We start from the raw sequence: 19,628 nt of genomic DNA, 5'->3' as shown, positions 1-19,628 counted from the left end.
TACTGCGCTTGAGTATGTTCCCCCAGCTTTATAATGGTGCTGGTCACTAAAACGAAACTCGGCGCTGGCCTGTAGAAATCTGCTTAGCTAATCACAGCTAAGGTTGATGCTGGTTTGCAGCCCTTACTTATATCCCAGGTTAAAATGGACTGGAATGAGGCAGCCCGATGGCACCAAAATCAATGATAATTTTCCAAACCACACTACCACCACCAACACCAGCTACAGGGAAATGCTCAGTGCTCATCGGATCCACATAAGTGGTATCAGGAGCTTTTTTTCCTACTACGACCTCCGTCAATGCTGCCCCCACCAGCAAGAGCAACACAGCTACCAACGTGATTGACATAAATTTCATGATGACGACTCCAGTAATCTTTTTTTGGTGCGGGCTGGCAATATCCAACTGGGTATCAGGCTCAATCAATACGAAGTGGGATGGCGAACAGTAATGTCATCACGAATTAAATACGCAGAAGGTACTGTAGAACCTGCGTTAACAAATACTGATTTAGCTATTTGTCACATATTTATACTCAATGGATTCAGCCGGAGGTTTTCCTGCTAAATAACCTGTATATAAAAATTGCATATACAGCCAAACGATTCATTTTGAACTAAAGTGTATCGAGTGGTTTTTTCATCTATATATTTATATATTTTTAGATTATTAGGCTTAATTTTATAAATTAATCAGCCTGCATTAGGATTAAAACCTAAGAATTTTAGGGGTGCTATTGAGGCTTGGATTTATCAGACGAGTCAAAAGAGGTGTTTATCACAGAAATGTTGTGTAGAAATAGGTGGTAAAATAACTATATTATATTGATATTTAAATAATTAACCCTCTCCAGATTCAAACCCACACTGACAATATTGACATGATTTTCGAAAGTCTCTAGAGTAGGTGCCAGTTTAGTTCAGAGTGTACCGAGTGAAATAAATCATTACACTCTAATTACCATACTTCTTTAAACCTCCCAGCGTTACTTGCGGTATATATTACCGTGTTCTGAATATTGCGGTGACCAAGATAATCTTGAATCAAACGAGTATCAATTCCCCGGTCTGCCAATGCGAAACCACAGCCATGTCTTAGCATATGAGGGTGCGCGGTAATAGTAAGATCAGCCAACTCACTATAATGACGAATTAGCCAGTAAATACGTTGTCGGGATAAGCGATTTCCTTTTTCTGACAAGAATAACCACTCACTATCTGAGCCTTTATACTTATCACGTATATTTAACCAGGCGTGTAATGCTTTACGCTCTTTTTTAAATAATGGGTGAATGGTTGAGAAGCCATTTTTCAAGCGATGTATATGTATATGACCTTCATCAAGATCGATATCACACAGGCGCCAACTATTGATTTCACTGACGCGACAGCCATGGATAAAACACATCCAAATCAAACAGTAATCTCGAACAGAATGGGTGCCGTGATGAGTTGCAGCTAATAGCCGGTCTACTTCAGCCGGTGTCAAATGTTTGCGATTTGACATATATCCTCTTTCGGTTAACAAGTTTTATAGTGCACATTTATCTTTATATGCAGTCATCGAACATAAAATGATTTTAATCCAATTTCAGTGTCTCATTTTATATCTTAATTGCAGTATAGCGGATTAAGAAGAGATGAGCAGCGAATAATAACCACAAATTACCTCTGGTTAAACATGACTATTAATTAATCGAAGATAAGCATCTTAATACAAGATAAAAAATATTAAACAGAATGAAACTTGTAAATTTCAAGATAAATATAAAAATAGCACCGACTTGGTTTTTATAAAAAAACAAATAAAAGACTGGTTTATATTAAGATAAATATAAACCAGAAATAACTATCCTATCAGCAATACACTCTGCAAACTTTGCCAGAACAAGTGAGGGTAAATTTCTCGATGAATGCCGGAATAAATACAGACTGCCCAGCGTTTAATATTAATGTTTCACCACTGGTATGACGGAGTGTGGCAACGCCACTGATGACAAGAATAATTTCGGCGCTGTTAGTCGTTATAGCTCGGCTCTCCACATTGGAAAAAATACAAAAGCGGAAATCATCTACCGGAACGCTGTAATCAAAGCATTCTTGAGTTTGGCTGGGTCTCAGGATCAAATCATTGTGCTTTATAGAGGTAAACGTCGTGCACAACACCAACTCAGAAAGATTGACTTTTTTGCTGGTAAGCCCTGCACGCAACACGTTATCAGAGCTGGCCATGACTTCAATAGCCGTACCTTTTACGTAGGCATGAAGTGTGCCCGGTTGTAGAAACATCGCCTCCCCTGGTGCCAAAGTAATGCAATTTAATAATAAGGGAGCAAAAACGCCGATATCATCTGGATAGGATTGATTGAGATTATAAATCAATGTTGCCAGTTCTGGTGAGAAACAAACCTGCGCCTGACTCACCAATTGTCGTACTGCCTGTTGGTACAACCCCGGTGTTAACTGCATCAACGTGACAAAAAACAGCTTCAAACCGTCAGCATTCGGCTGAGTTATCAAGGCATCAAGTGCCGTAGTAATGGCGGGTATATCGAGTGTTTTAAAATGCGCAATTATCTGGTCAACTTCCCGAAAACCATTCATGGCCTGAAAAGGCGTTATGGCATAAACCAGCTCCGGTTTATGGTTAGCATCATTATAATCAGGTGATGCGGCGCGATGTGGTTGCCGTTGCTGCTGCCAGAATCCGGTTTCAGCCTGCGCTTTTTGGGGATGAACCTGAATAGACAGGGCACTTTCAGCGGACAGTATTTTCAGCAAAAAAGGCAGATCATCGAAACGCTCCGCCGTTGATGCCCCCAGAATTCGGCATTTATCCTCAGCGATCACATCCGATAATGCTTTAATCTGACCCTGCTCATTTATAGTTGAAACACCCGCTGGGTGGATGCCCATCCACAATTCGGCCTGCGGTTGCCCATCAGGATTAGGGATATTAAACAATTGGTTTAGCGCAGTGTGGCTTCCCCAGGCATAATTTTTAACTCTATTATCAAGCTGATAAAAACAGCGCGATAGCTTGCTGCTCATAACCTTTACTCCTTTAATGGCTTAATCCTGTCGGCTAAATTGGTTAGTTTCAGCAAGAGATTTAAACCACAATCCATTGCGCTTTATTTGCCGTTCGCCCGTAGCCAAATCCAGCCGATAGAAGCCGTAACGCCGTTTAAAAGAGTTAATCCATGACCAGTTATCAATAAACGTCCACTGATGTACGCCAAAACAATTCGCTCCCTCATTGATTGCGCGATGCAACTGCACCAAATGTTCTTCCATTAGGGCAATACGAAAGCTGTCATCAATCACGCCATCTGCCTGCACTGGCCCTTCTGACTCCAAATCCATGGCGATACCAATTTCAGCCAGATACCATTTTATATTGCTGTAATTGTCACGAATATTGGCCGCAATATCATAAATAGCCTGCGGTAGAATTTCGTTATTATCACGGTAGGGGTTAAAACGGCCATCAGGGTCAACGTAGTTTTCGAAGTAATATTCCGGAGTAAAATAATCAAGGGTATATTCACTTTCGCGCGCTTTTACCCGACGAGGAACATAGTAATTTACCCCCAAAAAATCTATGCGAGAGTCGGTAATTAAGCAGACATCTTCTTTGCTGACTGCGGGTAGGCAATCATGGGTAGCCAGTATTTCACACAGTTCTTTGGGGAACTGATGTTTCACTAAAGGGTCGAGGAAGCTGCGGTTAAACAGTAAATCGGCATACCAGGCCGCTTTTTGGTCTTCCGGTGAATCACTACGGGTATAGGAAGGTGTAAGGTTGAGCACCACACCAATTTCTCCGGTAAGCTGCTGTTCGCGATAACATTTTACCGCTTTGGCGTGTGCCAACATGATATTGAATGCTACCTGAGCGGCCAGTTTGCCATCTTTTTTACACGGGTAATGGAAGTCATACAGATATCCGCCTTCCACCGGGACGATCGGCTCATTGAAAGTGGTCCAGTATTTGATTTTATGACCAAACAGCTCAAAAGCTGTTTTGGCAAAACGGGCGAACAGCTCAGCCACATGGCGAGATTCAAACCCACCATGACGATTCTGTAATTCTTCTGGCATATCAAAATGATAAAGATTAATTATTGGTTCAATGCCATTACGGATCATCTCGTCAAAATAGTCATGGTAAAAGCGCACCGCGTCATCGTTCGGTTTGCCCGTTTCAAAATCCTCAATCAAACGCGACCACTGAATTGACGTGCGAAATGAGTTAAAGCCAATGCTTTTCATCAGCGCGACGTCTTCTTTATATTTGTGCAGTGTTTCGCATACTTTGGTCGGGCCGATTTGTTGAAAGAAACGCTCTGGATGACTGGCAAACCAACTGTCCCAAATGGATCGGTGCGGTTTATTGTCAGTGCCTTCAGTCTGTGGGCCAGACGCCGCTGCCCCCCAGAAAAAACCAGCGGGGAACTGATATGTTGTCATACAACCTCCTAAGGATTCCGGTGCCTGGCACCTGAAAAAGGCTGCGCCAGTGAAGGCGCAGCGAAAAAACTACTCTGCTGTCACCTGCATGGACTTAATGAACATATAGCCCCAGTCACCGGAAAACTTACCAAAACCAAGGGTGTTCTCCCCCTGTTTTAGTTGCACCGGCACCACCATTTCCTGACCTTTTTCATCGGTTTCCGGGAATTCAATTTGTAGTGGATTATCACTGTTTACCTGAATCGAGTTTTTCTTACCGCCCCATTTACCATTAAAGAAAATATGCAGTTTGTAAGCACCGTCCCATGGCGCATTTATATGCCAGGTGACTTTATCGCCTTCGTTGACAAACGGGCCAAGGAACCCATCGTCTCCGGTGGCAAGCTGGTTTTCATCACTCTTCACCACATTCACTTTGCCATCTTTAACACCGAGTTTCGGGCCAGCAAAATTGCAATAATCCGCTGGCGCTTTACCGGTTGCTTTACTCACCGCAACCTCAACCACTTTGCTGCTTTTCAGTAACCCATCATCCGCCGTAAAGGTCAGTGAATAATTGCCTGCTGCTGGGAACCAAACACGAGTGGAGGCCTGATCATCGTGACAAAAATGAGCCTGATGCTTGCCGCTACTTGTCCATTTCACACTCACACCATGGCCGGGCAAGTTATCGTCCTGCCAGCGAGCATCAAGGCCGATTCCCTTATCCTGTGTGGTCGTCGCCTTATCATTCAGCTCAATAACCGGAGCCTGATTTTTCTGGTGATGGGTAATACTGATAACGTTGGACGGCGCAGATTTGCCGGATTCGTTCTTGGCTACCACGCGGTAATAGTAGGTTTTACCTAATTTCAGAGCAGAATAATCATCGCGGAACAAATCCATTTTGGCAGGATCCCACGCCTGAATGCCGTCAGAAATGTCATGACCTACCACTTTCCATGGGCCATTTTCACTGTCTGCACGCTCTACGTCATAACTACGACCAACGGCGGCCCCCATCCAATTAATTGCGAATGGTGATTGGCTATCACGTAACTTTGGTGCATCGGGTACTGGCAATGGCGGGGCTTTATCAAGCCCTGACATCTGTGCAGAAGCGGTGCGCACCAGATTCACCACATCCATTTCCTGATTGGCCTTTCCTTCAGGGAAGCCTGGTAAGTGATAGCTGTAGTGGCCGGTGTACTCTTTGTGCCAGTAAAATCCTCCATCCTGACGATGCCCACGGAAGCCCCAAATAAAGCCACCTGCGGCCCTGGCACCATTAACATCGGTGTGAACAATAGACTGCATAATGCTATTCAGTTCACTGCTGTCCAACAGACCAAATTCGCCCACCAGATAAACTTTTTTGCCGCCGATAGCCGTTAAGTCTTTCGCCACCTGATCCGGGTGATTGTTGCCAGCGTTGGTGTAATAGTGATTGCTGACAATATCGACATTCGGATCATTAACTGAGAAATCATTAATTTTCTTATAAGTGCCGTCGACCACTAATTGATGCGGAGCCAACTTTTTAATCCACGCGGCCGTTTCGTGCAAAAAGGCCGCGTTGGTATCCTCCAGCTCATTACCGGTTTCCCAAGCCATAATGGCTTTTTCATCATAATAGGGGCGACCAGTAACCGTATTGGTTCGGGTAATAACCTGACGAATAATGTCTTTATAGGCCTGATAGGTTTTGCTGGAGGTATCGTAAAATGCCTCGGGTTTTTCGTGATAAAACGCGGCTAATTGTTCACGACCGCCCCACCACCACCAATGGTCAATAAACGGCAAGATAAGCCGCAGCCCTTGCTTGTCAGCTTCGGCTATCATGTTGTCATAAACCGTCATCGCTTTTTCATTCAGCCGTGGCATGCCATCCGGTGTGGAAGGTGCCAGAATATGAGTTTCACGTTCGCAGTCTTTATCATTCTCCTGCTGAACTGATAGTACGTAGACGCGCTGGGCTTTCGCACCAGTTGCCACCATCGCTTTGATCCAATTTTCCTGCTCTTGAGCAGTCGGCCATTTAAAATATTGCCCCCAACCTCGCGGATCTGCTTTACAGGTGCCACGAGCATCATCTTCAATGCGATGTAATTCAGGCGCATGAATCCCGGCAAAACGGAAGGTCTTGTCTCCCTCCATTAACTGCGCGCCCTGACGGGTAATAAAGTGCTCAAAATGAGCCTGTTCTGCCGCCATTGCACCGGCGCTCACCAATGCTGACAACAGGGATAGCAGCAGCGTTTTTCTTCGGATAATTTTCATCATTTCCCCCTTAGAACCACACTTCAGCTTGAATACCAAAGTTCAGCGTGTCGGTTTTCCCACTGCGGCTATAACCTCCAGCGCTGATGCTATTGGTGTCCCAGTTGTAATTGCCATCAAGGGCATCAGATACGCCCTTATCCCATTTGGCATAAGTGGCAAAAACGCGCAGTTGTGGGCGGCTCCAGAAGCCGGAATCGAAAGTCAGTGTTGGGGCAATAGTGACTTTGGTTAAACCACCTTTTCCTTTGCCATCAACACCTTTGTAGTTGTCATCATCCAGATACTCGTAACCCACTTCATATTGCATTGCGAAATGTTTGGTAATTTGCTGATAAGGACGAACTCCGGCAACCCAGCTTGTCCGCCCCCAACCTTTCTCATCACTGCTCCACCAACGGTAGTTCTTATCTTTTTGGTAGTAGGCAAAGGTGGCGATATCCCATTCACCCAGTGAGGCCACCCCATCCAGCACCACTCGCCAGGATTGAGTATCCTCCAGGTTGGCCCAACCCCAGCCGTTCTTACCCAAAGAATCCCCCGCGGCCAGCCCTCGGCCATACTGCACAACGAATTTTGAATAGCCGCCAGCGATGCCATAAAATCCGTCGAAATTATAAATGCCAGTGAAGCCATAACCTTTTTCCGCCGCATCAACATGTTTTTCGCTGTTATTCATGTGATGACCGACCACTTCCAGGTCAATGGGTGACCCGCCAATCTTCTTCAGCCATAGGTTCAGGGAATAATCATCGGGGTAACCCTGATCACTTTTATCCACCGGGAATGCTTTGCTTTCATCGGTTGGGGTAAAAGCGTAGATACCGGCATCAAAACGTGCGAAGCCTAAGTCCAGGTTATCGAACCCGCCCCCTGTCCCGTTGTATTGAATATATTCCCAGTCAAACTGATGACTTGAGGTATTGGAGCTGCTGTAGCGTTTTCCGCCCCAAAAAGCCACTTCAGGAGCAAAGTCGAGGTTAGTCATTTCGACATAACCTTCACGGAATTGTACCGCCTTGCCGTCTTCATCCAGACAGTTCCAGTCAGAGGTACATTTACTTTGATGGGTGATATTGGCCTGAATTTTGGCCACGGCACCAGAGTCTGATGTCAGCGTAACCCGCGGAACTAATTCAATTTTCGTATCATCTTCGTTACCAAGACGCCATTTCCCATCAGGCATCAAGCCAACAGAATCGACACGGTTACCATCGCTATTGGCCAAAATGCCAGAGCGAATATAACCATGTAGCGCGAAATCATATTTTTCTGCACTGGCCTGATGACTCATGGCCGTCAGGATGAGCAAAGACAGAGGCATTAATTGGTTCAGACTTTTCATAATTTCCCTTGTGTTTTTTTTGATTGAAATAGCATCTGAATAACGCGTCGGGAAATTTACGGAATAGAAACGGAAATGTACATCCAATAACGGAAAGCGCTTTCCGTATTTGCCGGATCAAGTCACAAATTCGCCAGTAATCCCCTTAGAATTGTGATTGGAGTCGCATTTTTAGTTATAGAGAGCGGGGAGTGCCGCCCCTGACGGCGGGTAAGCACATTGATGGCGAGAAAATAGTATCTGTTATTTACGTTCTAAATCAGCAAGTTGCTTTTCATACACACAAAAGAAAGGACGATATAACATCCAGGAGTTGAAGATGGCAAACAAGCACATGCACATGTTTTTCCAACTACCGTTCGCAGCCCATGCCGCACCCAAGGGTGAGGGCATCGACCAGGGCAACATAGCAACCGCTCTATCCAATACCCCCAGATGAGTAAGATACCAGGCAATGCAGGCATTAATCATCGGAACTCCAATAAATGGCAATAAAAACACAGGGTTAAGAATGATTGGAAAACCAAATAAAATGGGTTCATTGATATTAAACAGCGAGGGGATCAAACCAATTTTTCCAACACTTTTGAGCTGGCTGGAGCGGCTGCGCATCGCCATAAAAACCAGCGGCAATGTTGAGCCAATGCCGCCAATTAATAAGTAAAAATCCCAGAACCCTTGCAGATAAATATGGGGTAGCTGGGTCACACCATTAGCCAGAGCTTCTTGATTTTCAACTAAATATGTCATCCAGAATGGGTTCATAATACCCGTGACAATCAGTGCGCCGTGAATACCAACAAACCACAATAACTGGCAAATAAGTAAGGAAATCAAAATAGCTGTCAGGGTATCAGAGGCAATGATTAACGGGCGGAGTGCTTCACTGATCAAATTCGGTAACATCATTCCTGTCGAAAGCTGCAATAACGTATTCATCACGCTAATGGACAACATAATGACCAATAGCGGAACCAATAACTGAAAGCTATTACGCGTCATCAGAGGGACTTCTTGAGGTAAGCGTATGCACCAGCCTTTTTTATAGAAAAATCTTATTATTTCAATGGAATAAAAACTTGAGAATAAGGCAGTAAACATCCCCATCCCACTTAAAAATATATTGGGTGCCGTGCCCTCTTTGAACCCAATAAACATCAGAAAGGCCAGGCAGCCGGTGAGTCCCGCAAGCCGTTCAGGTAGTCGATATTGCTTAGCCAGGCTGGCACTGGCACCAAAGGCAATAATCAACGAAATCAGACCTAATGTCAGTTCAAAGATAGGCATCAGTATTGGCCGAAAAAGCAAATACCACGTCCCGAAGCGACCATCAATATTGATAGAAAATGGCGGAAAAATCAGTGGAACCATCAAGCTACCTACGATCACAAAGGGCATTGCCAGAGCAAAGCTGTCGCGCATAGCCGTGATGTGATGGTTGCGGGTAAGCATATTGGCAAAGGGAGTCAGGCGCTGCTCAATCAGAGCGACGGCAACATTCATGATCTGGATATTCATGGTGGAACCTTTCTGGGGCTGTTTTATGGAAGGATGATGGCGTACATCACAGCAAAGCGAAAGCCTCCATCTGGTGATCAGGCTCACATTTAAATGATCCATAAACGGAAAGCGCTTTCCGTTTATTTCCATCATGGCTATAGTCCGCTCGTTATCACTGTCGTTATTTATTTCGGAGCTACCCATGAAAAAAATCATGCTTTGTTGTTCTGCGGGAATGTCTACCAGCATGCTGGTGAAGAAAATGGTTGAGGAAGCGGAGAAAAGAAATCTTGAAGTTGATATTAAGGCTTTCGGTGTCGTGGAGTTTGAACAGAACGTTGGAGATTATCAGGTCGTTTTATTAGGGCCACAGGTGAAATATATGCAACGCGATCTACAGAATAAAGCCAATGCATACGGCATTAAAGTCGAACCCATCAATATGATGGATTACGGCATGCAAAAAGGTGCTGCGGTTTTAGATTTTGCCCTTTCACTAATTGATAATAAAAAATAAGGGATAAGCCATGGGTTCTCTGTACAGTAAATTAATCGACGTGATTGAACAGAAAATCACGCCAATGGCGGGCGCAATTGGTCAACAGAAATATGTTACATCCATTCGTGATGGATTTATTGCCGCACTCCCTTTTATGATTGTCGGTTCATTCATGTTAGTTTTCATATTTCCCCCTTTCTCACCTGATACAACTTGGGTGTTTGCTCGCGCTTGGTTGCAATTCTCATTAGAACATCGTGCCAGCCTAATGCTGCCCTTTAATTTCAGCATGGGGATCATGACCCTATTTATTTCGGTGGGGATCGCCGCGAGTTTAGCTCGCCACCATAATCTCGATCCTTTAACTTCGGGCATGTTATCGCTGATGGCATTCTTATTGGTTGCAGCCCCCTTAAAAGACGGACAAATATCCACAGCTTATTTTTCTGGTCAGGGGATCTTTACTGCTATTCTGGTCGCTATCTATTCCACTGAACTTTATGCCTTTCTCAAGCGTCATAATATTACTATCCGCTTGCCACCCGAAGTTCCAACTGGTGTTGCTCGCTCATTTGAGATTTTAATTCCTGTTCTGGCGGTCATCCTGACTCTGCATCCACTTAATTTATTTATTGAAGCGCAATTGGGAATGATTATTCCTGAAGCTATTATGTCGCTGGTAAAACCATTGGTTGCAGCCTCTGATACCCTACCTGCTATTTTAATCTCGGTATTGGTTTGCCAGGTATTATGGTTTGCCGGTATTCACGGCGCGCTGATTGTCACGGGTATTATGAACCCATTCTGGATGGCAAATCTGTCTGTAAACCAGGCAGCAATGGCGGCTGGTCAAGCAATTCCACACATCTATGTGCAGGGATTCTGGGATCACTATCTGCTTATTGGCGGCGTGGGTTCCACACTACCACTAGCATTGCTACTCATGCGCAGCAAAGCGGTTCATCTACGCACTATTGGCCGAATGGGTATTGTGCCTGGCATGTTCAATATCAATGAGCCTATTTTGTTCGGTGCTCCTATCATTATGAATCCATTGTTCTTTATTCCATTTGTACTGGTGCCTATGGTCAATGCCACTCTCGCCTACTTCGCACTGGATTTTGATTTGGTCTCCCGGGTAGTCCAAATGACACCTTGGACTACCCCAGCACCAATCGGTGCTTCATGGGCTGCCAACTGGACATTTAGCCCGGTCATTTTGTGCCTGATATGCATGGCAACCTCTGCTGCTATGTATTTCCCTTTCCTCAAGGCTTATGAAAAGCAGTTATTGGAACAGGAAACAGACAAAACCACAGAACATAATACAACCGCACAAACAGACGCGGCATAAATTACAATTACGATACCACCGAGGTCATTAATGGAATTAGAAGAACAAGTTATGGGCATTATTATTAATGCCGGTCAGTCACGAAGTCTATGTTATGAAGCGTTACGTAGCGCTAAAGAAAATAACTTCGCGGATGCCGATGAAAAAATGAAAGAAGCTGAATATTACGCTAAACAGGCCCATTTGGTACAAACCAAACTCATTGAAGCTGATGAAGGTGAAGGAAAAACCAAAATGACACTGGTAATGGTTCATGCTCAGGATCATTTAATGACTTCAATCCTGGCAAAAGAATTAGTGACTGAACTGATCGACCTTTATCGCACCAGACAATAATAGTTCAAATTTCATGTTATAAGTCAGAGAGGCATACCCTCTCTGACCATTTTTTGAAGTTCTCTATGAGGTTAATATGTTTCATCTCGGACTGGATATTGGCGGCACTAAAATTGAAGCGGTGTTATTAGATTCTCATGGAGAAATACAACTACGTGAACGCCGCCCAACTCGCAAAGAGAGTTACCAAAGTTTTATAGATGACCTGCTCTTTTTTATTAATGAAATAAAGAATAAAACTAGTAGTGAATTTACACTCGGTATTGGGCTGCCAGGCACAATCGATCCAGTAAGTGGCTTAATTAAAAACTGTAATTGCCTGGTACTGAATGGCCAGGATTTAACCGGGGATTTAACTCAGCATTTAAAGCAACCCGTTTTTCTCGCAAATGATGCTGATTGTTTTACTCTTTCTGAAGCTGTAGATGGTTCTGGTGCCGGTTATAACACAGTATTTGGTGTAATAGTGGGGACCGGCTGTGGCGGCGGTATCGTAGTGAATAAAACGCTGCTTTCTGGGCCAAACTCCATTACCGGAGAATGGGGTCACAACCCGCTCCCCGGATTTATGACAGAGCAGGATGGGATAGCGCAACAGTGTTATTGTGGTCAGAAAAACTGTGTTGAAAGTTTTATTTCAGGGACAGGTTTTGCACAGCGTTTTAATCAACAATGGCACATGCAACTCAGCGCCGAAGATATTATCGTCGCCGCCCGAGAGAAAGAACCCCGTGCACTGGCACACTACCACCATTTTATTGACGCCTTTGCTCGCAGTCTTGCGACTGTTATTAATACGCTAGACCCTCATGCCATTGTCATCGGCGGTGGTTTATCTAACGTGGCGAGCCTTTATGATGATTTGCCCTGTGTCATTAAAAAATATATCTTCTCAAGTGATTGTCGTACAAGCATTCTGAAAGCCAAATTTGGCGACGCCAGCGGTGTACGCGGGGCTGCGTGGCTGCCTATCTTGCCGATAAATAAACAGATATAGCAGGGCCCTGAGTGGCAACACTGTGAACAATTATCTCGGTTATTTATGCTACTATAATGGGAAAATCGTTACGCAGAAGACGCAATGCCAACAATCGATGATGTTTCCAAGTTAGCCAATGTTTCCAGAGCCACGGTATCGCGCGTTCTTACCGGAACACGTGGCGTGCGCGACGAAAGTCGGGAAGCAGTATTACGTGCTGTCGAGCAACTCAATTATCGTCCGAGCTTTGCCGCCCAAAGTCTGGCCAGCCAGACTTCCAGCTACGTTGGCATTGTACTACCGACTTGTGAAGCAGAGCTTTCTGCCATCCTGTTACCACAGTTGTCTCGTGCGATGAAAAATCTCAATAAAACACTTATTGTTCAGTATGTTAATGACGAAACTGAACAGCAAATTTTTATCGAGGAACTCCAACATCAATGCGTGGCTGTCGTCGTATTGGGGAAACTCAGCGCTAACGCGCCGCAGAACGTCATTGCATTCGATCAGTTTGCTGTTACCGGAGCAGAAAGTCGCGGCTATGATTATGCGTTTGCGACAGAAAGTGCCTGCCGATACGTAATTGGTAAAGGTCATCGCAATATCGCGTTACTCATTGATAATGAAGATGATGATGCCAGTCGCCAGATGGTCGAGGGTTATCGTAACGTACTGCAAAACTTCTCACTGCCTTTTAACCGGCAGTTATTGTTAGCTGCAAAAAATAACGTAGAGCAAGCCTTACTGACTCTGATTAACAGCTTTACCCGTTATTCAGTCATTATTGTAAAACGCGATAGTTATGCTGCTGAAGCTATGCGCCTGATGCGTGAATTTAACATTGTCGTGCCACAGGAGGTTTCGTTACTAAGTCTGGAAGACTCTCCACTGGCCTCACTGCTTTATCCACCGCTAACCTGTATTTCTTATCCTACAGAACAGTTATTGGAAAATTGCCTGCAACGCATACGCAGCCTAATTGAACAGCACCCCATTTATGTTCCTGAAGGGCATGCCGTAACCGGTAGGTTAATTGCCAGAGCCTCTGTTGCTGATATTTCTTGAGATTGCTTATTAAGTCAAAGCAGATTCACAACTCTATAAATAACAAACCATATCCACACATCTCAGATTGGCCTGTGCCAACTGAGATGGATATAAGCTCTCGCCAATGAGTGTAAATCCATTTCTTTCATAAAATTCCGATGCATTAGGTGTCGAGGCCAGTGTTAACTTTGCAAAACCCCGTCGCTTTGCTTCATGCTTGATGGCGGCCAGAATCAAAGACGCCATACCCTGGCCTTCAAATTCAGGTAAGGTGAAAATAGCTTCGACGCTACCTGATGAGATATCTAAAAATCCAGTGGCAACAGCGAGCTGGCTAACTGGGTCATCGATAACAAAAAATGGATTATGTGTTATAGCCTGAGGATATCCCTCTGGCATCTGATCCGGAGTCCACGCTATCAATGTTTTTTTATCATACACATTTCGACAGCCATGCCTTATGGCGTTATTCCTTACTAGCCATAACTGTTCTGCTTCCTCAAGTAACGCTAACCTGACCTCCATGCATCCTCCTGTTTTTATTCGATATAACAGTGGCCCGACTTCAAAATGATAAAAGCCCCGACTACAAATAGCCAGGGCTTTTAAGGTACTACACATTTAGAATTAAACATTAATCAACTTAATAACGTAATACTTATCTTGGTACTGTTTATAAAGATGTACATGTTTTACAGGAATATTTTCGTTTAGAACTAACTCTGCCCTCCAATATATTAACTGAATGGTAACATTCCCAACTTATTAAATTTAGCCATGCTTTTGATAAGTCTGACTAAATTAGTACATCACCCTCGCGATATACTCTTTGTTACGTGGCTTTACTTTCGTCGCGATATTCTCGATCTCATACTGAAGTACACAAATCGCGAACATTACTATTAACAACAAAGCCTTAACTCATCGCGTATCGTCCACAAAATGCGATTATGAAGATTTACTGCGTGACCTTAAAGCATCATCGCATGAGTAAATTATAAGTAAACCCATAACGAATCTCACATAAAAAAATATTTCGTGACCTTTATCGCATTATTTTAAATCTGCTACATGGACACCGGCTAAATAAAAAGTTCGTTACTAATTGCACCGGTGTTGAATTCCAATCTACGTGTTCTATATCAGATGTCAATACTGTTTTTAAGCACATGCTTTTATTATCAGTACTATTGAAATTTTTATGGCGATTTATTGATTTAGATTAGTAAAAATCGCTCATAATCAGAAACTCATGTCATCAGTAATTACCTAAAGTCAGCTCAGAATTTTTTTGATTAAATGTAAATTCGTGAACTAAGCTGCCTTAAAAAAAGCAGCATCAATATGCTGTTCTTGCAACCACGGATGCTCCTGCAAATACTGATAAACACTCTCTCCAGGTTCTATCGGTGGATATCCATAAATTTTATCAAGTTTTTCAAGAGTTATGTGCAACATCGGATTACGACAATAGTTAGAGATTTGTTTTGAATCGTCTTTCATCTCTTTTTGTAGCTGTGCAATGATCCATAATGTTGGGCGCCACCAGTCATATGCAAAATCCACATGTTTTATCACTGATGCTGCGGTTTGCCGATGTGAAAGCATGGAGAAAAAATTAAGGATATTGTCGAGATGAAGGCGGGCACTACGTTCTATATCCATCATATCATGAGGGCTTTTATCGTTAAGCTCGGGACGCAACGTTTGATAAATTAAGAGAGCAGACTCTGGAAAACTCTTACGTTCTATAGGGAAAAGCCTGCTGGCAATATAAACCGCATATTCCTTATCTTTTACCGCTACCAGTAGGCTTAAAAAAGCATCATCTTTCACTTTCTGGAACGACTCTGAGGTAAAAGCCAAAAATAGCTCAAAAATCGAACGCTCAACCAATTCTTTACTGGCTCGTTCACTTTCTAATGATTGAAAATGAAAAGTAATAATGACGCCCGTAAAAGCCAGAGCAGTAAAGAGCACATTGATGGCATTGTATATAGAGGTGGTCGGCTCCATAAAGGCAGAACTAGAAATATATCTCGAAAGAGGATATGCCGACAACCAAACTAGAAATATAACCATAAATATAAATATTAAGGACTTATTGCTACTCATTTATTTTTCCTAAAAATATAATTATTGATCTGACTACTGCCCTTCGCCAGCCTTAATGCATATCAGCTTAACCCGGTAAGAAGATGAATATATCTGAGGTGATTATCTCTTCCAACAAGCTAACTGGCTGAAGTGATCCAAACCAAAGTACATGGCAGTATTTTTATGCCCCCAATTATGCCCCCAGCACAGGGTAGAAACCAGTAAACCACGGTAGATTCAGACAGACTGTTTTCATTGTAACCATTGGATTATAAAAGGATTTATAGAAGAAGAGAGAAAGCGGGAGATAGGCTTTGGCGGAGATCACAGGAATACAAAACATGAACTTATCATTTGAAAAATAAAGATAAATTAAAATTGAAAGTGCATTTCTATACACTTTTCTATACATATAAAGTTGAATGACTAAAAAATGAGCATAGTGATGAACATATCTCGAGAGAGAGTATTGGGATGCTCATATAGCTGCGTTACTGTAGAAGAAAAAGATTTTATAGAAAAGTAGTCACCCTGTTCATCTTTCAATTTAGTGATTTAAAAACAATAAATTAGCTAGTGTTAAGTCAGTGATGAGCTCACCTGAACTAACCATTCATAGTGATCACATTTGGTTGTTATCAGGTATAAAAATAATCGATTTAAACTAATTTATCTTTCAGGTTCACCAGATGTTGTATACAACTAGACAATCATTTTTTGACACTCATAAAGAATATACAGTTATCTTTTCAAGATAATAATTAAGATAACATCCTATTGGTTTATTTTTTAAAAATATTGACTTCTTATCAAAATATCATTTTGTTAAAATCTTAGAAGGAACCGAACTATTAGAGCTCTGAAATTTGTAGGATTGTATATCCTTTATTTTTTTTGCACTAAATTTTTCACACAAAGAATTTATAAATAATGGCTCTACACTAGCACAATATGATAGATATCCTTGTAAATATTTTCGTCTTTCTATCGAAAGAGTCTCCCATATATATACTAATGTTTTAATCTCTCTTTTCTTTTTTCGCCCAAGTGAAACTTCACCATCATTGGTAAGTATTAATCCAGTAATCATCATTTTATTTTTTTTAGATGAGTGATTTGTTTTCTTTGTATTTAGGATTAAATAATTAGGATATTCAATACTACGCAATAAACTAATAACCTTACCCGGCATACAAAAAAGTATGTTTGGGTTGTTAGTTGAAAGATATATATCATCCGCATATCGACTATAGGTAATACCTAAAGAAATAGAAATATCATTAATAGCAACATCTAAATTATTACAAACCAAATTAGAAAGAATAGGTGATGTAACTCCTCCCATAGTTAATCTCCCCTTAAAACAAACAAGTTTTAAAAATAACTCGGTATCATGTGTAGTCCAATCATTGTGTAGCTTATTATCAGCCAAGAAATGTAATACATCATTAGATGTTATAGATTTAAAAAAATCAACAAAGTCCAGCCGTAAAAGATATTTATTACTTTTGTGCCTTTCTGCATTCTTCTTCACAGAAGAACCATCGCAGTAAGCTGAGCAAGCTGGATGCGCAATGATTTTTTTTAAAAAATCATCATGTAATACACGCTGTATTAATTTAAGCTCTTTTTGTGGCTGATAAATAACTCGGGTTCCACCATTTTTTTTAGGAACACTAAATTTATTATATCTATCATCTGCCGTATTGGCAAGTTCTTGAATGAAATCAGTAGTCAAAACTAAGTTATCTGAAAGATATTTAATTAACATTTTTCATTACCTGACTCAATTCTTCCTTAAATTCTGGAATTCGAATAAGATCGGAAAGTGCTCGTGCGCGGCTCTTAAGTATATTTACTAACATTTTTTTTGTTGAGTCGTGGTTAAAAAATTTATCGAAATCAACACACGAATAGTAAACATTATTATTACGCTGATTTTTCTTAAAAAGTCCCAAAGCAATTCCTAAAGACAACATAAAATTGATAGTACTTTTACTTTTCCTATCCTTATAATTTATAATTTCATGAGCCAACCCAAAGATATCATCAGACCTTATCGGACCCAAGGATGCGATAACATACAATAGAAAAAAAAGTAACACTTTTGGTGAATATTTATATAATCCATATAAATTACCATGGGCTACAGATGAGCGTAACTTTCTACCAAGTCTATCATTTATTTCTGGGATACAGGTTAAGATAGTTGAAAAATCAGTATATATTGCAGGTTTATATTTTGAATCATTATTAACCCACATTACTGGGCCAGTATTTATGAATGAATTATGTTTCTCGAACTTTTTATCAAGGATAGGAAGCAACTTTTTTCGCAAACTAGGGCTCAATGAGAAAGCTCCTAACTCTGCCACTGTGCCAAAACTTTCAACTAAAATGATCACAATGTCAGAAAAGTCTGCCAACCACTCTTCAAGTGCAAGTGCATTCACACTTTTTGCACTGTCTGAATGGCTAATAACTTCCCAGGCGAATTCCGCCCTAAATGTCAGGTACTCTTTATGGTATTTTTGAATATACTTTTCAAGTAGACCTCTATTTTTGCATGCGTTTTCTTCACCACCACATATGAACAATATCTTAGGTAGTGAGTAGCTAAGCTGATTTAGTTCACTTGCCGAAAAGTTTTTAACAAAATCTTTTTTTGCATTTAGATACTTGGGATGCTTTGACCACATCGAGATATGCCCTTACACAGGTTACGAGACACAGGCTCGCGAGGTGGCTCGAGGCGAGGGCGCCTCGTGACGCCTCGCGATCTTGTGGCGAGAAACCACACAACAATACCGGGTCGGCTATACACCAACCACAAGAAAATGCATAGGCACTTTCTAACTAAGGACAAATATAAGTTAACATTTACGAATCTAAGTAGAAAGGAAAACTTTCCTAATGATTACCTATAATAAGAAACACATGAAATATTTAAGCTCATAAAGTTATCATTTACTTTCGAAATAGAATGCAGAAATCATAGTCACTCTGAAGGATTATTATCTTGCTAATTTCTAAAATTAATCAGCTTGCGAATTAGTCTCTACATATAGATAAACCGTCATCTAACTTCTCGCTATGTACCATAACGTACCTGATTTTAAGCTGCGCTCCCACATGTTAGTTGAACGTCTGACGCATGGTTAGCCTAAATGAAGAGTATTAGTCTGAGTGAACACTAACGCTCACTTACTTCCATAAATAATAGTTAAATATGGTGCACCAACTTGTGGTAAGTATAGGGCAAGCAGCCAAAGATATATTTTTATAGAAACTAACTCAATAGTGCAACAATGCAAATCAGATATTTACTCATCATCACTCTCTATATATGAATCGAATCTTGAACATGATGAGTTAATCTAACAAAAGACAATGATTTACTTCTATGCTTTCCAATAAAAACGGAAGGTATCCCTTTCATATGACTATACTCATAGTAATAATCATTTATATATAAAAAACAACAGAGTCCGCGTCATCTTATATTTTACATGAGTATCCTAGATCTGTTAGAACAGGTCTCTTATCTGCTCACCCTTCAAGATTTCTATTTAATAGTGAACATGAGAAAATAGAAACATTATAAATTCTTGACAATATATTTAATGATCGAGAGACCTCAGTCATCTCATTGCATCTGTTTCATCATATTTAATAACGCGAATTAGTTGAATATAATCAATAAAATAGAAGATATTTTATGCTCCGATGTAAAGCT

Annotated in this window: 16 protein-coding genes; 5 read left to right on the top strand and 11 right to left on the bottom strand. The window is 41.6% G+C overall.

Annotation, left to right across the window (positions count from 1 at the left end; translation table 11 throughout):
• Positions 1 to 139: 139 nt before the first annotated feature.
• The 7 genes from FTB31_RS12450 to FTB31_RS12420 all read right to left on the bottom strand — a co-directional run bounded on the left by FTB31_RS12450 (position 140) and on the right by FTB31_RS12420 (position 9,598).
• Positions 140 to 358: a hypothetical protein gene (locus FTB31_RS12450; protein ID WP_050076615.1), complete on the bottom strand. Its 219-nt coding sequence runs from the start codon at positions 356 to 358 to the stop codon at positions 140 to 142.
• A 600-nt stretch (positions 359 to 958) separates the two neighbouring features.
• A complete protein-coding gene (locus FTB31_RS12445) occupies positions 959 to 1,507 on the bottom strand; it encodes a tyrosine-type DNA invertase (RefSeq protein WP_050076614.1) in 549 nt (182 codons plus the stop codon).
• A 350-nt stretch (positions 1,508 to 1,857) separates the two neighbouring features.
• A complete protein-coding gene (gene manA / locus FTB31_RS12440; protein WP_227719580.1) occupies positions 1,858 to 3,051 on the bottom strand; it encodes a mannose-6-phosphate isomerase, class I in 1,194 nt (397 codons plus the stop codon).
• Between the two features lie 21 nt (positions 3,052 to 3,072).
• On the bottom strand, positions 3,073 to 4,473 hold the full coding sequence (locus FTB31_RS12435; protein WP_077175033.1) for a glycoside hydrolase family 1 protein: 1,401 nt from the start codon (positions 4,471 to 4,473) through the stop codon (positions 3,073 to 3,075).
• Between the two features lie 69 nt (positions 4,474 to 4,542).
• Complete coding sequence (locus FTB31_RS12430) at positions 4,543 to 6,735, bottom strand: CBM35 domain-containing protein (RefSeq protein WP_227729134.1); 2,193 nt, start codon at positions 6,733 to 6,735, stop codon at positions 4,543 to 4,545.
• A 10-nt stretch (positions 6,736 to 6,745) separates the two neighbouring features.
• Positions 6,746 to 8,080 (bottom strand): maltoporin, encoded by a 1,335-nt coding sequence (locus FTB31_RS12425; RefSeq protein ID WP_227719581.1) that lies wholly within the window; start codon positions 8,078 to 8,080, stop codon positions 6,746 to 6,748.
• 243 nt (positions 8,081 to 8,323) lie between these two features.
• On the bottom strand, positions 8,324 to 9,598 hold the full coding sequence (locus FTB31_RS12420; RefSeq protein WP_050076604.1) for a PTS sugar transporter subunit IIC: 1,275 nt from the start codon (positions 9,596 to 9,598) through the stop codon (positions 8,324 to 8,326).
• A 184-nt stretch (positions 9,599 to 9,782) separates the two neighbouring features.
• Here FTB31_RS12420 and FTB31_RS12415 point away from each other — a divergent pair, with 184 nt between their 5' ends.
• The 5 genes from FTB31_RS12415 to FTB31_RS12395 all read left to right on the top strand — a co-directional run bounded on the left by FTB31_RS12415 (position 9,783) and on the right by FTB31_RS12395 (position 13,813).
• The gene (locus FTB31_RS12415) at positions 9,783 to 10,097 is read left to right on the top strand and encodes a PTS sugar transporter subunit IIB (RefSeq protein WP_050076602.1); all 315 of its coding nucleotides are present in this window, start codon (positions 9,783 to 9,785) and stop codon (positions 10,095 to 10,097) included.
• 10 nt (positions 10,098 to 10,107) lie between these two features.
• The gene (locus FTB31_RS12410; RefSeq protein WP_050076600.1) at positions 10,108 to 11,433 is read left to right on the top strand and encodes a PTS sugar transporter subunit IIC; all 1,326 of its coding nucleotides are present in this window, start codon (positions 10,108 to 10,110) and stop codon (positions 11,431 to 11,433) included.
• Positions 11,434 to 11,463: 30 nt separating this feature from the next.
• Positions 11,464 to 11,769 (top strand): PTS lactose/cellobiose transporter subunit IIA, encoded by a 306-nt coding sequence (locus tag FTB31_RS12405; protein ID WP_005165284.1) that lies wholly within the window; start codon positions 11,464 to 11,466, stop codon positions 11,767 to 11,769.
• A gap of 76 nt (positions 11,770 to 11,845) precedes the next feature.
• Complete coding sequence (locus tag FTB31_RS12400) at positions 11,846 to 12,766, top strand: ROK family protein (RefSeq protein ID WP_077294970.1); 921 nt, start codon at positions 11,846 to 11,848, stop codon at positions 12,764 to 12,766.
• An 84-nt stretch (positions 12,767 to 12,850) separates the two neighbouring features.
• On the top strand, positions 12,851 to 13,813 hold the full coding sequence (locus FTB31_RS12395) for a LacI family DNA-binding transcriptional regulator (RefSeq protein WP_050076593.1): 963 nt from the start codon (positions 12,851 to 12,853) through the stop codon (positions 13,811 to 13,813).
• 33 nt (positions 13,814 to 13,846) lie between these two features.
• On the opposite strand, the gene FTB31_RS12390 is transcribed toward FTB31_RS12395, so the two are convergent.
• The 4 genes from FTB31_RS12390 to FTB31_RS12375 all read right to left on the bottom strand — a co-directional run bounded on the left by FTB31_RS12390 (position 13,847) and on the right by FTB31_RS12375 (position 18,591).
• Complete coding sequence (locus FTB31_RS12390) at positions 13,847 to 14,320, bottom strand: GNAT family N-acetyltransferase (protein ID WP_077175037.1); 474 nt, start codon at positions 14,318 to 14,320, stop codon at positions 13,847 to 13,849.
• Positions 14,321 to 15,109: 789 nt separating this feature from the next.
• Positions 15,110 to 15,910, bottom strand: coding sequence for a hypothetical protein (locus FTB31_RS12385; protein ID WP_050076589.1), 801 nt, complete (start codon positions 15,908 to 15,910; stop codon positions 15,110 to 15,112).
• 799 nt (positions 15,911 to 16,709) lie between these two features.
• A complete protein-coding gene (locus tag FTB31_RS12380) occupies positions 16,710 to 17,663 on the bottom strand; it encodes a retron St85 family RNA-directed DNA polymerase (protein WP_227731426.1) in 954 nt (317 codons plus the stop codon).
• A complete protein-coding gene (locus tag FTB31_RS12375; protein ID WP_227731425.1) occupies positions 17,653 to 18,591 on the bottom strand; it encodes a retron St85 family effector protein in 939 nt (312 codons plus the stop codon). Before FTB31_RS12375 ends, FTB31_RS12380 begins: the two co-directional genes overlap by 11 nt.
• Positions 18,592 to 19,628: the final 1,037 nt, after the last annotated feature.

Source organism: Yersinia proxima (assembly GCF_902170785.1).
In the GTDB taxonomy this organism is placed as follows: domain Bacteria; phylum Pseudomonadota; class Gammaproteobacteria; order Enterobacterales; family Enterobacteriaceae; genus Yersinia; species Yersinia proxima.
Note: the sequence above shows the minus strand (reverse complement) of the source record. Positions and strands in the feature narration are given on the sequence as shown.

Excerpts from the sequence above, each read along its gene's own strand:
- FTB31_RS12385 (WP_050076589.1), bottom strand. The coding sequence starts at position 15,910 with ATGAGTAGCAATAAGTCCTTAATATTTATATTTATGGTTATATTTCTA.
- FTB31_RS12435 (WP_077175033.1), bottom strand. The coding sequence starts at position 4,473 with ATGACAACATATCAGTTCCCCGCTGGTTTTTTCTGGGGGGCAGCGGCG.
- manA (WP_227719580.1), bottom strand. The coding sequence starts at position 3,051 with ATGAGCAGCAAGCTATCGCGCTGTTTTTATCAGCTTGATAATAGAGTT.
- FTB31_RS12410 (WP_050076600.1), top strand. The coding sequence starts at position 10,108 with ATGGGTTCTCTGTACAGTAAATTAATCGACGTGATTGAACAGAAAATC.
- FTB31_RS12380 (WP_227731426.1), bottom strand. The coding sequence starts at position 17,663 with ATGTTAATTAAATATCTTTCAGATAACTTAGTTTTGACTACTGATTTC.
- FTB31_RS12405 (WP_005165284.1), top strand. The coding sequence starts at position 11,464 with ATGGAATTAGAAGAACAAGTTATGGGCATTATTATTAATGCCGGTCAG.
- FTB31_RS12445 (WP_050076614.1), bottom strand. The coding sequence starts at position 1,507 with ATGTCAAATCGCAAACATTTGACACCGGCTGAAGTAGACCGGCTATTA.
- FTB31_RS12425 (WP_227719581.1), bottom strand. The coding sequence starts at position 8,080 with ATGAAAAGTCTGAACCAATTAATGCCTCTGTCTTTGCTCATCCTGACG.
- FTB31_RS12450 (WP_050076615.1), bottom strand. The coding sequence starts at position 358 with ATGAAATTTATGTCAATCACGTTGGTAGCTGTGTTGCTCTTGCTGGTG.
- FTB31_RS12420 (WP_050076604.1), bottom strand. The coding sequence starts at position 9,598 with ATGAATATCCAGATCATGAATGTTGCCGTCGCTCTGATTGAGCAGCGC.
- FTB31_RS12400 (WP_077294970.1), top strand. The coding sequence starts at position 11,846 with ATGTTTCATCTCGGACTGGATATTGGCGGCACTAAAATTGAAGCGGTG.
- FTB31_RS12430 (WP_227729134.1), bottom strand. The coding sequence starts at position 6,735 with ATGAAAATTATCCGAAGAAAAACGCTGCTGCTATCCCTGTTGTCAGCA.
- FTB31_RS12415 (WP_050076602.1), top strand. The coding sequence starts at position 9,783 with ATGAAAAAAATCATGCTTTGTTGTTCTGCGGGAATGTCTACCAGCATG.
- FTB31_RS12390 (WP_077175037.1), bottom strand. The coding sequence starts at position 14,320 with ATGGAGGTCAGGTTAGCGTTACTTGAGGAAGCAGAACAGTTATGGCTA.
- FTB31_RS12395 (WP_050076593.1), top strand. The coding sequence starts at position 12,851 with ATGCCAACAATCGATGATGTTTCCAAGTTAGCCAATGTTTCCAGAGCC.
- FTB31_RS12375 (WP_227731425.1), bottom strand. The coding sequence starts at position 18,591 with ATGTGGTCAAAGCATCCCAAGTATCTAAATGCAAAAAAAGATTTTGTT.